This window comes from Staphylococcus sp. HL28 (genome assembly GCF_021117155.1).
GTDB lineage: Bacteria > Bacillota > Bacilli > Staphylococcales > Staphylococcaceae > Staphylococcus > Staphylococcus warneri.
In genome coordinates, this window is sequence record NZ_CP088218.1 from 2,104,730 (window position 1) to 2,117,687 (window position 12,958).

14 protein-coding genes are annotated in these 12,958 nt (G+C 31.9%); 3 read left to right on the plus strand and 11 right to left on the minus strand.

Annotation, left to right across the window (positions count from 1 at the left end):
• Window position 1: 1 nt before the first annotated feature.
• The 5 genes from pfkB to norA form a co-directional block, all read right to left on the minus strand.
• Window positions 2–922: a 1-phosphofructokinase gene (gene pfkB / locus LPC11_RS10275; RefSeq protein ID WP_023374782.1), complete on the minus strand. Its 921-nt coding sequence runs from the start codon at window positions 920–922 to the stop codon at window positions 2–4.
• Window positions 919–1,674 carry a DeoR/GlpR family DNA-binding transcription regulator gene (locus LPC11_RS10280; protein ID WP_041613867.1) on the minus strand — a complete coding sequence of 252 codons (756 nt, stop codon included), beginning with the start codon at window positions 1,672–1,674 and terminating at the stop codon, window positions 919–921. The genes pfkB and LPC11_RS10280 overlap by 4 nt, the downstream gene beginning before the upstream one ends.
• Window positions 1,675–1,861: 187 nt before the next feature.
• On the minus strand, window positions 1,862–2,344 hold the full coding sequence (gene ybaK, locus LPC11_RS10285; protein WP_023374780.1) for a Cys-tRNA(Pro) deacylase: 483 nt from the start codon (window positions 2,342–2,344) through the stop codon (window positions 1,862–1,864).
• A gap of 102 nt (window positions 2,345–2,446) precedes the next feature.
• On the minus strand, window positions 2,447–2,926 hold the full coding sequence (locus LPC11_RS10290; RefSeq protein WP_023374779.1) for a hypothetical protein: 480 nt from the start codon (window positions 2,924–2,926) through the stop codon (window positions 2,447–2,449).
• A gap of 344 nt (window positions 2,927–3,270) precedes the next feature.
• Window positions 3,271–4,437, minus strand: coding sequence for a multidrug efflux MFS transporter NorA (norA, locus tag LPC11_RS10295; protein ID WP_023374778.1), 1,167 nt, complete (start codon window positions 4,435–4,437; stop codon window positions 3,271–3,273).
• A 326-nt stretch (window positions 4,438–4,763) separates the two neighbouring features.
• On the opposite strand from norA, the gene LPC11_RS10300 reads away from it, so the two are divergent.
• Together LPC11_RS10300 and LPC11_RS10305 are read left to right on the plus strand one after the other, a co-directional pair.
• Complete coding sequence (locus LPC11_RS10300) at window positions 4,764–5,381, plus strand: DUF1361 domain-containing protein (protein ID WP_023374777.1); 618 nt, start codon at window positions 4,764–4,766, stop codon at window positions 5,379–5,381.
• The gene (locus tag LPC11_RS10305) at window positions 5,378–5,656 is read left to right on the plus strand and encodes a hypothetical protein (RefSeq protein ID WP_023374776.1); all 279 of its coding nucleotides are present in this window, start codon (window positions 5,378–5,380) and stop codon (window positions 5,654–5,656) included. Before LPC11_RS10300 ends, LPC11_RS10305 begins: the two co-directional genes overlap by 4 nt.
• Window positions 5,657–5,717: 61 nt before the next feature.
• On the opposite strand, the gene LPC11_RS10310 is transcribed toward LPC11_RS10305, so the two are convergent.
• The 6 genes from LPC11_RS10310 to LPC11_RS10335 form a co-directional block, all read right to left on the minus strand.
• The gene (locus LPC11_RS10310; protein ID WP_023374775.1) at window positions 5,718–7,091 is read right to left on the minus strand and encodes a cryptochrome/photolyase family protein; all 1,374 of its coding nucleotides are present in this window, start codon (window positions 7,089–7,091) and stop codon (window positions 5,718–5,720) included.
• 166 nt (window positions 7,092–7,257) lie between these two features.
• Window positions 7,258–8,814, minus strand: a complete 1,557-nt coding sequence (locus LPC11_RS10315) for an SLC13 family permease (protein WP_023374774.1) — start codon at window positions 8,812–8,814, stop codon at window positions 7,258–7,260.
• Between the two features lie 176 nt (window positions 8,815–8,990).
• On the minus strand, window positions 8,991–9,938 hold the full coding sequence (gene mdh / locus LPC11_RS10320) for a malate dehydrogenase (protein WP_023374773.1): 948 nt from the start codon (window positions 9,936–9,938) through the stop codon (window positions 8,991–8,993).
• A gap of 103 nt (window positions 9,939–10,041) precedes the next feature.
• Window positions 10,042–10,350: a hypothetical protein gene (locus tag LPC11_RS10325; RefSeq protein ID WP_104681616.1), complete on the minus strand. Its 309-nt coding sequence runs from the start codon at window positions 10,348–10,350 to the stop codon at window positions 10,042–10,044.
• A 24-nt stretch (window positions 10,351–10,374) separates the two neighbouring features.
• On the minus strand, window positions 10,375–11,283 hold the full coding sequence (locus LPC11_RS10330; RefSeq protein ID WP_023374771.1) for an aldo/keto reductase: 909 nt from the start codon (window positions 11,281–11,283) through the stop codon (window positions 10,375–10,377).
• A gap of 63 nt (window positions 11,284–11,346) precedes the next feature.
• Window positions 11,347–12,273 carry a CobW family GTP-binding protein gene (locus LPC11_RS10335; protein WP_107566403.1) on the minus strand — a complete coding sequence of 309 codons (927 nt, stop codon included), beginning with the start codon at window positions 12,271–12,273 and terminating at the stop codon, window positions 11,347–11,349.
• 226 nt (window positions 12,274–12,499) lie between these two features.
• Here LPC11_RS10335 and LPC11_RS10340 point away from each other — a divergent pair, with 226 nt between their 5' ends.
• Window positions 12,500–12,943, plus strand: a complete 444-nt coding sequence (locus LPC11_RS10340) for a global transcriptional regulator MgrA (protein ID WP_002467156.1) — start codon at window positions 12,500–12,502, stop codon at window positions 12,941–12,943.
• The last annotated feature ends 15 nt before the right edge of the window (window positions 12,944–12,958 follow it).

Genomic DNA, 12,958 nt, shown 5'->3' on the forward strand with positions numbered 1-12,958 from the left:
TTCACTCCCCATCAAGTACAGAAATCGTAACTTGTGATTTGATATTTTCTATTGCATCTTTTGTTGCTAAATCTGCATCAAAAGCAGTAGCAGTTCCCGAAGCTACTGCTTGCTTAAATGCATCTTTCACAGATAAACCAGTAGCTAACCCAGCTACCATACCTGCTACCGTACTATCGCCTGATCCAACTGTATTAATCACTTTACCTTTTGGATTCACAGCTTTGATACTTTGTTGACGATCCACATAAATGGCGCCATCTCCACCTAATGACACAATGACTGATTGTGCACCATTGTCTAAGATTTGTTTAGCATATTTAATAACATCTTCATCACTTTTAACAGATGCATTAAACATAACTTCTAATTCTTCTTTATTAGGTTTAATAAATAATGGCTGATATTCTAACACTGTTTCAACTAAATCTTTTTCAGCATCAACAACTAATTGCGCACCTGTTTGTTGTGTAATCTTAGCAATCTGCGCATAAGCATCACTCGGAATGCTCTTTGGTACACTACCAGCAACAATAACAGTATCCTTGTCTGTCGTTTCTTTAATCTGATTTAATAATGATTGAAATTGTGCATCTGTCACATTAGGACCTTGTGCATTCACTTCAGTTTCTTGACCTGTTTTCAATTTAACATTGATACGCGTATCTTCATCTACTTGCACAAAATCTGTGTGAATATCACTATCTTTTAATGTTTGAGCTATAAAATCTCCTGGAAAGCCACCAGCAAATCCTAATGCTGTAGAATCAACTTCCAAAGTCTTTAGCACCCTTGAAACATTAATACCTTTACCACCGGCAAATTTATTTGTATCTTGAGCGCGATTTAAACCATCTATCTTAAAATCTTCTACAAACATGACATAGTCAATGGATGGATTAAAAGTAACTGTATATATCATATTGTCCCTCCTAAAAATTCATATTGTGCCGCAAACGCTTCATTCACATGTTGTAATCCTTGTTTAGAGGTAATGATTCGAGTATTATCTTGCACAGGTACTCTAGCAAAGTACACTTGATTAAATTTCGTTTCATCTACAACAACAAAGCTTTCATTAGAAAGTCGCATTGCATTATCTTTAATTAACGCCTCTTGTTCATCAGGTGTGGTTAAACCATACTTTACGTCTATACCGTTCATTCCAATAAATGATTTATCAAAACAATATCGTCTCAATGTTTCTAAAGCACTCGAACCCACTGTAGCGAATGTATTTTCTTTAACTTGACCACCTAACATTAAGGTCTTAATCCCTTTTTTAAGTAGTTGTTCAACATGAGTCAAACCATTAGTTACAACAATAATATCTTTTGCATCTATGTAAGGTATCATCTCTAACGTTGTTGACCCAGCATCTAAAAAAACACATTCATTATCTCTAATTTGTCGAGCAGCTTGTTTGGCAATTTCTTTCTTTTCGCGTGAATTTTGCGTTAATTTCTCTGTTAATCTCGGTTCTACCATTCGATTATGGTTAAGTGTGGCACCACCATGAATACGTTGTAATTTACCAGCTAATTGCAACTTCGATAAATCACGTCGGATGGTAGAAGCACTACAACCAGTTCTATCCATTAATTCCTGGAGTGTCAGAAAATCCTTTTTTATAAGTTCTTGTAAAATCAAATCGTGTCGTTTTTCAGATATCAATATAACCACCCCATCTCAATTACCATTATAATGAGCGCGCTTACAAAATTCAATCAAAAATTGTCAAAAACAATCAAAAACATTCATTTTGTGACAAAAATAACACGAAAATACATTCACTATCTTGTAGACTAGTTGTGTCCATGTATTTCCGTGTTTGATTAATTATTATTTTATTGCTAGTGCTTTAGTCATGAATGACTGAAGCCACTTTAGCGTTTGTCATTGCTACCAAATCTTTGACTGTGATAATGATTTGCATACCTCTTTGGCCACCACTGATATATATTTTTTCTCGTTGTAGCGCAGACTGGTCAATAACAGTCGGGAATAAATGCTTCATACCAATAGGTGAACATCCACCTCTAATATATCCTGTGACCTGTTTAAGCTGATCTAAAGGCATTAAATTTAATTTTTTCTCGCCTACTTCATGAGCAGCTTTTTTCATATCTAACGTTGCGTTAACTGGTATAACAAATACGAAATGATCATGGTTGGCATTTTCTAATACAAGCGTTTTATAAACATCTTCAACATTGGCATTCACAAGTGCTGCTATTTGTTCGCCCGTTTGGTGTTCTTCAGTTACTTCAAATATGTTAGTTTGATAATCGACCTTTGCTCTATCTAACATGCGCATTGCATTTGTTTTTTTGGTTTTACCCATATTCTCACCTCTGGTATTACTTAACTTAATCCTCTATATTTTAACACTAGTTCTTCATATAGTAATCACAAAAAAGCACATGCTCCCATTAGTAAGCATGTGCTATCTCATATGTGAATGATTTTCCCCAACTTGACCGCTGTCATTCACTACTATATTGGATTGTTGTTGATTTTGTTGATTCACATATTGATAATTTGATGATTGATTTTGATAATCAACTTGTTTTAAATCATAATTTTCATTTAAATGATTGTTCGCATAATTTAATGCAATCACTTTACATTCTCTTGGCGTAAAATGATTTTCTGATGATCTATGATTGTCTTTTTTTAAATATGTAGTCTTTTGTTGCTTGTCATTATTATTGTCTTCACTTTTTTCTGAAGCATTCGCTGTTTTAAAATCAGTAAAATTAATTGTTTTCTCTAATGCAGATACTTTATTTGCTTTTGAAAATGTACAAATAGTCTGATGTACTTTAGCTAATGCATTTTGATTAGTAGCTAAAAATATTAGACCTATTAAACATATTGTCAAAATAACTGCAAAGATACTTAATAATAAGTTTTTCAAATTCATCTCCTTACCCACATTTCTCATTCGATTTTTGTCTATCTTAACATAATAATTTTTAATTTTAGATATGTGGGTCACAATTTAAATAGATTGTAATATTTGTAACAGTAATATTACTGAAGTTGTTATTTTTGTTACATAAAAACATTAAAAAACGAAGTAATTATCTTCAATTAATACATTAAAGTGATTTTTTAAATAAAAAAGTGTCACAAGCATTCAAAATCGTTCGAAAACAATATTAAAAAATTAAAGGGTTTTGTCACGTTATATTAGTACTTTTTCAAGGTATACATGTTTAAAATAAATAAAAACCATTCAACGTTTTCGCTGAATGGCGTCTATTATCATTTTGAATTTCGATTTAATTGCGTTCTTATCATTTTTTCAATAAAAATAATGACAATACCACTTAATGATACCGCTATAGCCATATATAATGGAAACTCGATATTCACATCAAAAAGTGTACCTGCAACTAGAGGGCCGATAAAATTACCCATACTTGTGAATGTTGAGTTTAGTCCTCCTGCAAAACCTTGTCGATTACCTGCAATATTAGAAAAGTAGTTAGTAATCGCAGGTCTAATCATGTCGAAACCAATAAAGACGATAAAGCTAATAAGCATAATAGTCCAATAACCTTGCGCGATAATCAACATCACTAAAACAATTGCTGAATATAATAATGACCATGCAATAAAATTCAATTCAGTTGTAAATTTCATGAATTTATCGAAGAAAAATACTTGGAATAAGGCACCAAAAATGCCCCCACCTGTGATAGCAATTGAAATATCTTTAGGCGTATAGCCAGCTTTATCAGATGTATATAATGAAAATAGTGTTTCAAATGCAGACAAACCGAATGCTAATACTAGAGTCAAAATAACCGGTGTTAAGAATACCTTCCAATTAATTTTAGTTAAGAGCTCTGGATCATATTGTGGGAAACCTGCTGTTGTCATTTTCTTAGGATTGTGAATCACAATTAATGACATAATAAAAGCAACAATCCCCAATCCTCCTGCAAAATAGAAAGGTAATCTATGCGAAACTTCTGCTAAAAATCCGCCAAAACCAGGTCCTAAAATAAAACCAGAATTAATGATTGCTGACATGTAACCAAAGTTCTTCGCTTTATCTTGTGACGGAGAAATATCAGCAATTAGTCCTGTTACGCCTGGCATAACCATCCCAGCACTAAAGCCACCTAACACACGCGAAATAACCAAAATTGTAAATGAGTGGCCAACCGCAAACATAAACTCAGATATTGAAAATAAAACAAGACCGATACATATAATTAATTTTTTACCCAGTTTATCAGCTAGCCCACCACCAAATGGTGAAATAATCATTTGCGCTAATGCAAATGAAGCGACGAGTATACCTAAATCACTACCTTTTAAACCCAAATCTTTAAGATAAACCGGTAGCACAGGTATAACGAGTCCTATCCCTAAAAATATTAGGAAAATATTAAAGTAGAGTGTAAATAATTGTTTTCTCATAACGGTGTCCCCCTCTCTCATATTTTACATATCTTTATTCATAATATGCCGGTATTGATATAATCATACCTTTTCATCATATCAATACGTTAAAAGTCAATACATTGTAATATATTTCACAACAAATTAACAGCCAGACGTCTTAATATTTCTTCTATATAATATGAAGGTTATTTAAAACGATTATTCTTACCGCTTTTACTTTTTTGGTTGATTACTATAGCTTAGAACGATATTATTAAAATTCAGTTGTTCAATTTTATTTTAACGGGTGAAAGTGTTAAATCAAATGACAACCAAAGTATGTTATGAAAGTAGTGTTAATCATGCAACCTCGTTATATAGCAAGAATATATTTCATTATTCTGTTTATGATATCTTTATTTGAAACCAGGATTTTCAATTTTATGACGTTAAATTTATTTTTAGCTTATATTCCATTCGAACTATGCTTATTATTAAAATTATTCAAACCTATCAAGAAATTCGAATGGCCTTTATTTATTGTATTTGGCATGATCTTTTTATTACTTGTACCTAATACCTTCTATATGATTACTGATTTGATTCATTTAAATCAGTTTCAATTCAACTTCTTAATAGGATTAAATTTAAAGGAATGGATATTCTTTACTTATTTAATGTTAGGCGTCTTTTTAGCCATGTATGTCATGATCTTAATTTTTATGGAAATTCTACATTTTACCAAATATGTCTGGCTCAATCGCCTATTAGTTATTATTCTTATGTTTTTAAACGGTTTAGGTATCTACATGGGCCGCTTCTTACGACTTCATACGGTATATTTAATTAATGAACCATTAAAGATATTCTATGAAGTCTTAGGTGTATTTAACCTAAAAACATTTATCTTTGTATTATTAATGGTAATTATGCAGTCAGCAATCATTTTATTTGTAAAAGGAGTTCGATTACAAAAATGATGTTAAATGTGATCATTTTATTAGCAATTATTATTATTCTACAACTTATTGTAGGTCATTTTATACATGATATCGGTTTTAGCTATGCTAAAAGTATCGGTCTTATGTTTTTACCACTAGGTATCGGGTTGTTTATTTTGCAAGCTTTTTATTTCGAAAGAAAATATCCAAATTGGGACGTCCCACTTGGTGTTAAGTTACGATTAAAATATATGTATATTTTAACCTTTTTTGAATATGTTGCTGTATATGTTTGCATGTTTTGGCTCAAATAATTAATATGTCTTTCGTATTGAACCAACTCAATTCAAATAACCTCCAAATAGAAAAACACATTTATGATAACGATTTAAACAATGACATCACACGTTGACGACTGTCTTGGTGGTTAACCATTGGTTCAGGATAATCAATACCTAATTCAATACCTTGTTGTTTCAATAATTGCATGTGCTTTTTAGTATCGTGTAATAGATGGCTATCTACATGATTAAGTGTGGGTAGCCATTGTTTTATATATAATGCGTCGGGATCGAATCGCTCACTTTGTTTTATAGGGTTAAACATTCTAAAATATGGAACAGCATCTGTCCCAGTCGAAGCCGACCACTGCCATCCATGCACATTTGACGCATTATCATAATCAATCAATTTATCTTTGAAATAAGTTTCTCCCCATGTCCAGTCTATCAATAAATCTTTCGTTAAGAATTGGGATGTCACCATTCTCATTCGATTATGCATATATCCAGTTTGATTTAGCTCTTGCATAGCTGCATCTACAATAGGATATCCAGTTTCACCATTTTTCCATTGATCAAATTGTTGCTTGTCATTGACCCATTCAATGTTTCGATATTTCTCTTTAAATGATTGATGGGCTGTTTCTGGATATTGCGCCATCAGTACATAATAGAACTCTCTAAAAATTAATTCTCTTATAAATGCTTCATAATTAGATTCGTCACTTTCGTAACCATGTAATAAATCATTAAATACTTGTAATATATCAATCAATCCGTAAGCTAGTGCAATACTGAGTTGACTCGTTAATACTTCAGGTAGATATTCTCTATTTGAATGATAATTTTGAATATCATTATTCAAAAAACTATGCCATTGTTGTTGTACTTCTTTTTCAGTTAACCCATTTTGACTTTCATAGATTGTTATTGAATTTTGTGCAGGCTCGACTAATTTTGAAATATCACTTAATTCATAATGTGTTCTATGTCTTTGCATTACATATGGTCGCCATTTTTTATAAAAACTTGTAAATACTTTATATGGTTCCCCTTGATTGTTAAACGTTTTACGAGGTTTAAAATAATGTTGTACACGAAGCGCTTCAACTTTGATTCCAGCATCTTGAAATCTTTGCTTTTGATGAGGAAAGTCATATGATTCATGATGATAACTCATGATGTCACTTGCCATTACTACTTTATCTAATTGTTGATTTTTACAAAACGCTATTAAATGATCATAATCTATTACATTGGGTTGAATTTGATAATGATTTAATGTGTTGATAAAAGCGTTGAGTGTACCATGGTAAAATGATGCTTTTAATTTTGCCTCATCACCAAACTTTTCTTTAGGTATAATTAATACACATGTATCAGTACTATCTAAATGATTACTAATATAAGCTAGTAACGGATTATGATGAATTCTAAATACTCTATTTAATATAACGCCAACTTTCATTACTCAATCACCTAACATTCACTGTTTTTTTGAATTATACCCTTATCCTAAAAAAATAAATATCTAACTTAGAATCATACATAATCCTCTTTTTAAAACGTCTATTTCATTCGTAAAAAAAGCTTGGCGATCTCTTTCGACCGCCAAGCTATTCATCTTTCATTATTTATACTAAACCTAACCATTTCCAATACGTTAAACTGAATATAATGACTAATATATAGCCAACTATCGTTAATGGTATACCAGATTTCAAGAAATCTTTAACTGTAAATGTGTCTGTACCATACGCTAACATGTTTTGTGGTGCACTTACTGGCAATAAGAATCCAAAGCTAATTACAAATTGTTGGATTAAAACAAATCCGATAGATTGATCGCCAAGATGTAATGTTGATGTTAATGAAATAAATACAGGAATAAGTGCAGATGATAAACTTGTAGCACTTGCAAATCCTAGATGAATTAAAATATTAAATAAAGTAATAAGTGCTATGGTTGCAATAATCGGCAATCCTTTAAGGCCCATTAAACCAAATGTTTGATCACTCAACCATTGTGCTGCTCCTGTTTTTAATAATACATTTCCTAGTGAAATACCAACACCAAATACGATGATTGTGCCCCAAGGAATTTTATTTTCTACACCTTTCCAGGTAATAACGCCAATTTTAGGTAAGAGCATAATACCTAAAGCAATTAATGTAATTGATGCAGAATCAATTGGATGTAACACTTTTTCAGTTGACCAAAATACCAATAATAAAATAGATATAACGATTAAACGCCATTCACTCGGTTTCACTGGCCCTAAATCGTTTAACTCTTTTTTAATTAATGCTTTTCCGCCTTCAATAGATTCACGTTCGGGTGGCATCACTTTGATCATAATAAAATAAAGTGCGATAGACATTAAAACTGACCAGGGCGCTGCGTACATGAACCATTCACCCCATGATACATCATGGCCTAAATTCTGATTGATAAAATTAATCGCAACGATATTTTGTGCTGCCGCTGTCTTAATACCAATATTCCAAATAGAAACTGCTTGTACAGAGGTAATAATTAATAATGATGCTAACTTACTCTCTTTAGAAACTTTAAATGCAGCAATCATACCTAATAATATCGGTACAACCGCACCCGCTCTAGCTGTAGAAGAAGGTACAAAAAATGCAAGCACAATTGAAACGAGTATTGCGCCTATGACAATATTTTTAGTTTTATTTCCTACGACAGATAACACTAATAATGCTAATCGTTTGTGTAAGTTAGTCTCTTGCATAGCTGCTGCTAAAAATAATGCAGCTGCAACTAAAGCTACCGCTGAAGTAGAAAAACCACTAAACGCAAGTGTTAAAGCATTATTTGTTCCTAATATTTCACTGCCTTTAATAATGGCATCTCCATTTTTAGGATTACCAAGTTGCTCAGATAAATTTTGAACTGGACTGAATCCTAATAATAAAATAATCAGTCCTAAAATCAATGTTGCTGAAACAGGGTATGACACTGCTTCAGTCACCCACATTATGACAGCAAATGCTAGTATCGCTAGAGTCATTTTAGCCATCACTGGTAAGCCTGTGGGTGTAGGTAAAAGCAATATGGCTATCAATACGATAAAACTAATGATAATCCACAGTGGTTTATACCCCTTTTTCTCTTTTTTGGTAGTTTGGTTATTGACCACCTGTGAAGTTTGATTCCCTTTAGACATAGACACCGACTCCTTTTTATCTTGACCTTACACCCTAATTATATCAAGAAAGCGCTTTATCTATGCGATTTACTTACAAAATTCATATAATTCTCACTTTTAAAATATTAAATTATTTAAAATAGATATACTTATTTTATTGTAAACGATAGGATTTAATTTTTGACTTAAACGCTTTATTTAAAACTATATTTAAGTGCTTCTTTTACACTTTTGACTGATAATGCTGAAGTATCTAATTGCTTTTGCTCTTCTTGGCTTATATTCAATTCTAATATCTCTTCTACACCATTTTGCCCTAGTTTAATTGGTACCCCTAAGCAGATATTTCGATAGCCATACTCGCCTTCAAGGTAAGTAATTACTGCCAATACACGACACTTGTCTTTTAAAATGGCATCAATCATCTCATATATCGCAGCGGCAGGTGCGTAATATGCTGAACCATTGCCTAACAATTGAACGATTTCAGCACCACCTTTACGTGTTCTATCAATAATTTGATCAATGACTTGCTGATCAAGTAGTTCATTTAAAGGAATACCATTAACTTGAGTTGAGTTGACTAATGGCACCATTGTATCTCCATGACCACCTAATACTAAACCTTGTACATCTTCAACAGAAATTCCTAGCTCTTGTGCAATAAATGTTTTATATCTGGCACTATCTAATACACCTGATTGCCCCAATACTCTATGTTTAGGGAAGCCAGATGCGACTAATGCTGAATAAGTCATCGCATCAACGGGATTAGTTAATACAATAATGATGGCATTGGGTGCATATTTTGCGATTTGTTGTGAACTATAATGAACAATTTCTTCGTTTGTTTGTATTAAATCATCTCTACTCATACCTGGTTTTCTAGCAATTCCTGCTGTTATCACTACTATATCTGAGTCTTTCGTTTCTGAATAATCGGCAGTACCTTTAATTTCAACGTTAAAGTTGAATATAGGTCCACTTTCTTGAATATCTAACGCTTTACCTTTTACTGTACTTTCAGATTGTGGACGATCTACAACAACTATGTCAGCGCTTTCATTTTTCGCTAAAATAAAAGCTAATGTTGCACCTGTTTGTCCAGCACCGATAATAGAAATCTTTTTACGTTTATTCATCAAATACACTCCCCATTTATAAATTGATAAAAATCAAAAACTCCGCTATTTCAAATTAATTATAACATTGAAATAACAGAGTTTTTCATTAAATACTGGTATTTTACTTTTTAATTTGTCCAAAAATTTCATGGTTTATACCAAACACATATAATAGTGTAAAGAATGCAGCACCGCTTAATATTGTTAATACTAAAGTTAAAATAAGCGTACGTTTAAAATGACGAATGAATGCGATAAATAGTAAGCCTAAATTATAGGCGAAGAGTAAACCAAATAATGTCATTGTTACTTTTATCTCAGGATAAAAAATGTTACATAAGAGTACGATAATCGCAAAGATTAAATAAGGAATCATAATCAAATTGCGTTCAAATTTAATTTGTTTTTGATGTTTATCTTCATTATTCATTTAATAAAATCCTTTCTAACATTTTTATAAAATGTCATGCCCCATTGCGGCAGTGTATATATCAAACCATTCTTGGTCAGTTAAATTAATAGATAAGCCAGGTAAAGCTGCATCAATTCTTTCAATTTTACGCGTACCTAACACCGGCATGATATCATTGGGATGTTTATTCAACCAAGCTATCATAATAGCCGTGTCATCAACCTCATATTTTTGTGATAAAGGATCAATAATGGCACGCACACGGCTCGCTTTGTCATCGGATTGATCAAACAATTTACCGCCAGCAAATGGGCTCCAAGCCATTACTTTTACTTGATTTTCATACATTTTGTCCATCACACCATTATTTAAAATGTCTGTATGATATGGCGAAACTTCTAGTTGATTAATGCTAATATGCAATTTATCATGATTCAAGCTATGTTTTAATAGATCATACTGTGTTTCATTAAAATTGGATACACCAAATGATTTGATTTTACCTTCATCAACAAGTTCCTTTACAGCATCCGTTATTTCATCAGGATTCATTAATGGTGAAGGTCTATGAATTAATAAGCTATCTAAATAATCCACATTCAAACGTTGTAATGAATGATTGACTGATTGAATAATATGTTGACGACTATGGTCATAACGATGACCATCAGTAAACGTTTGAGTTTCAGAAGGTAAGACAATGCCACATTTGGATACCACTTGAATTTGATCACGTAAGTTAGGTGATAACTGTAATGCGCTACCAAATATAGACTCACATTGATAATCACCATAAATATCGGCATGATCCATCGTAGTGATACCACGTTCAACAAGTTGATTTATAAAACGATTTAATTCTTGATCAGAATATTGCCATTCATTTGCTCTCCAAAAACCTTGAATCATTTTTGAAAAATCAACATACTGGTTAATCTTTATTCTATCCATTATCATCACGACCTTATTATTTAGAATTTCATCCTATATATTTAGAAGAAGTTGAATTTAAAATCAAGTAAATTGTAACATATCTAATTTATTTCTGAGTTGATTAATATCGATATGCTCTCCGATAATGACCATTATTAAAGGCAATTCTTGATTGATTGGACCGAAATCAGGCAAACCATAAGCCAATTGAAATTCAATGGTTTCATTGGGTTGATCTCTAAATTGCACATAACCTTTAAGTCTCATCACGTTTTTCGGTAATTGCATTATAAATTGATAAAATAACTGGCGATCAATGGGACCTGTAAATGTATATTTCATGCTTTTAATACCATGGTGATGGTGGAGTTTATGATTTACAGTTTTATCGATGGTTGGATTAGTTAATAACTTGATATCAAATTGTCCATATGTTGTTAAAACATATGGCGCATGCGGATTAATTTGAACCAACTCTTCTTCAATTTTATGTAACTTCTCAGAATCAACACAGTCTGTTTTATTAACGACTAATAAATCACTTATTTCAAGTTGTTCTTCCATGAGTGTTTGAGTAGATGTAGTGTAATCATTCCTATTTAAAAATCGTTCAGCATCCACTAAACTAATGATTTGAGGCATATTTATACATTCGATAATACTCGGATCTTGACATGCGGCAATCATTTCTATAGGATTAGCAATTCCTGTTGCCTCAATAATGATATGATTACAATCACCCTGTTGTATTAATGATTGAATTTGAGTGATTAAATCTGTCTTTAAGTCGCAGCAAACACAACCATTGATGATTGATCGCACTTCGATATTTGCGTCTATATTTTGACTATCAATATCAAATGAACCAAATTCGTTCATAATCACCTTGATTTTCTCATCAATTTTTAATAATTCGCTAATATAATGTGTCAGTAGCGTGGTTTTCCCACTACCTAGGAAACCACTAATGATAGAAATTGATATTTTTCTAAAATTATTATTTTTCATTGTAAAATTCCTTTTCTATTACAAGTATTTTTAAAAATGATAACATAAATATTAAATTATCTTTTTGCTTGATTTAACGATAGATATCTTCTAAACTTTAAACATACTTTAATTTTAGCATGACATTGAATCACAGTGTGTTGTGAATTATATTCCGCACAACATAGACGGATTCCAATCCGAATAGAGAGAAAAAAACGGATAGAATGTCTGGAGGAGAACTTTAATGTCTGATCAACATAATTTAAAAGAGCAACTATGCTTTAGTTTGTACAATGCTCAAAGACAAGTAAATCGCTACTACTCAAACAAAGTCTTTAAAAAGTACAATCTAACTTATCCACAATTCCTTGTATTAACTATTTTATGGGATGAGTCACCTGTAAACGTTAAGAAGGTTGTGACTGAACTAGCACTTGATACTGGTACAGTATCCCCACTATTAAAAAGAATGGAACAAGTTGATTTAATCAAACGTGAACGTTCCGAAGTCGATCAACGTGAAGTATTTATTCACTTGACTGATAAAAGCGAAAAAATTAGACCCGAACTTAGCACTGCTTCTGAAAAAGTTGCAACTGCATCATCATTATCACTTGAAGAAGTGGATGAACTTAACCGATTATTAGGTAAAGTCATTGATGCATTTAATGAAGCTAAAGATAATTAATTAAGCTTTTGTCAT

What these genes read in the sequence shown, in the direction of transcription:
- pfkB (WP_023374782.1), bottom strand. Translation starts at nt 922, where the DNA reads ATGATATATACAGTTACTTTTAATCCATCCATTGACTATGTCATGTTT.
- ybaK (WP_023374780.1), bottom strand. Translation starts at nt 2,344, where the DNA reads ATGGGTAAAACCAAAAAAACAAATGCAATGCGCATGTTAGATAGAGCA.
- LPC11_RS10290 (WP_023374779.1), bottom strand. Translation starts at nt 2,926, where the DNA reads ATGAATTTGAAAAACTTATTATTAAGTATCTTTGCAGTTATTTTGACA.
- norA (WP_023374778.1), bottom strand. Translation starts at nt 4,437, where the DNA reads ATGAGAAAACAATTATTTACACTCTACTTTAATATTTTCCTAATATTT.
- LPC11_RS10300 (WP_023374777.1), top strand. Translation starts at nt 4,764, where the DNA reads ATGCAACCTCGTTATATAGCAAGAATATATTTCATTATTCTGTTTATG.
- LPC11_RS10305 (WP_023374776.1), top strand. Translation starts at nt 5,378, where the DNA reads ATGATGTTAAATGTGATCATTTTATTAGCAATTATTATTATTCTACAA.
- LPC11_RS10310 (WP_023374775.1), bottom strand. Translation starts at nt 7,091, where the DNA reads ATGAAAGTTGGCGTTATATTAAATAGAGTATTTAGAATTCATCATAAT.
- LPC11_RS10315 (WP_023374774.1), bottom strand. Translation starts at nt 8,814, where the DNA reads ATGTCTAAAGGGAATCAAACTTCACAGGTGGTCAATAACCAAACTACC.
- mdh (WP_023374773.1), bottom strand. Translation starts at nt 9,938, where the DNA reads ATGAATAAACGTAAAAAGATTTCTATTATCGGTGCTGGACAAACAGGT.
- LPC11_RS10325 (WP_104681616.1), bottom strand. Translation starts at nt 10,350, where the DNA reads ATGAATAATGAAGATAAACATCAAAAACAAATTAAATTTGAACGCAAT.
- LPC11_RS10330 (WP_023374771.1), bottom strand. Translation starts at nt 11,283, where the DNA reads ATGGATAGAATAAAGATTAACCAGTATGTTGATTTTTCAAAAATGATT.
- LPC11_RS10335 (WP_107566403.1), bottom strand. Translation starts at nt 12,273, where the DNA reads ATGAAAAATAATAATTTTAGAAAAATATCAATTTCTATCATTAGTGGT.
- LPC11_RS10340 (WP_002467156.1), top strand. Translation starts at nt 12,500, where the DNA reads ATGTCTGATCAACATAATTTAAAAGAGCAACTATGCTTTAGTTTGTAC.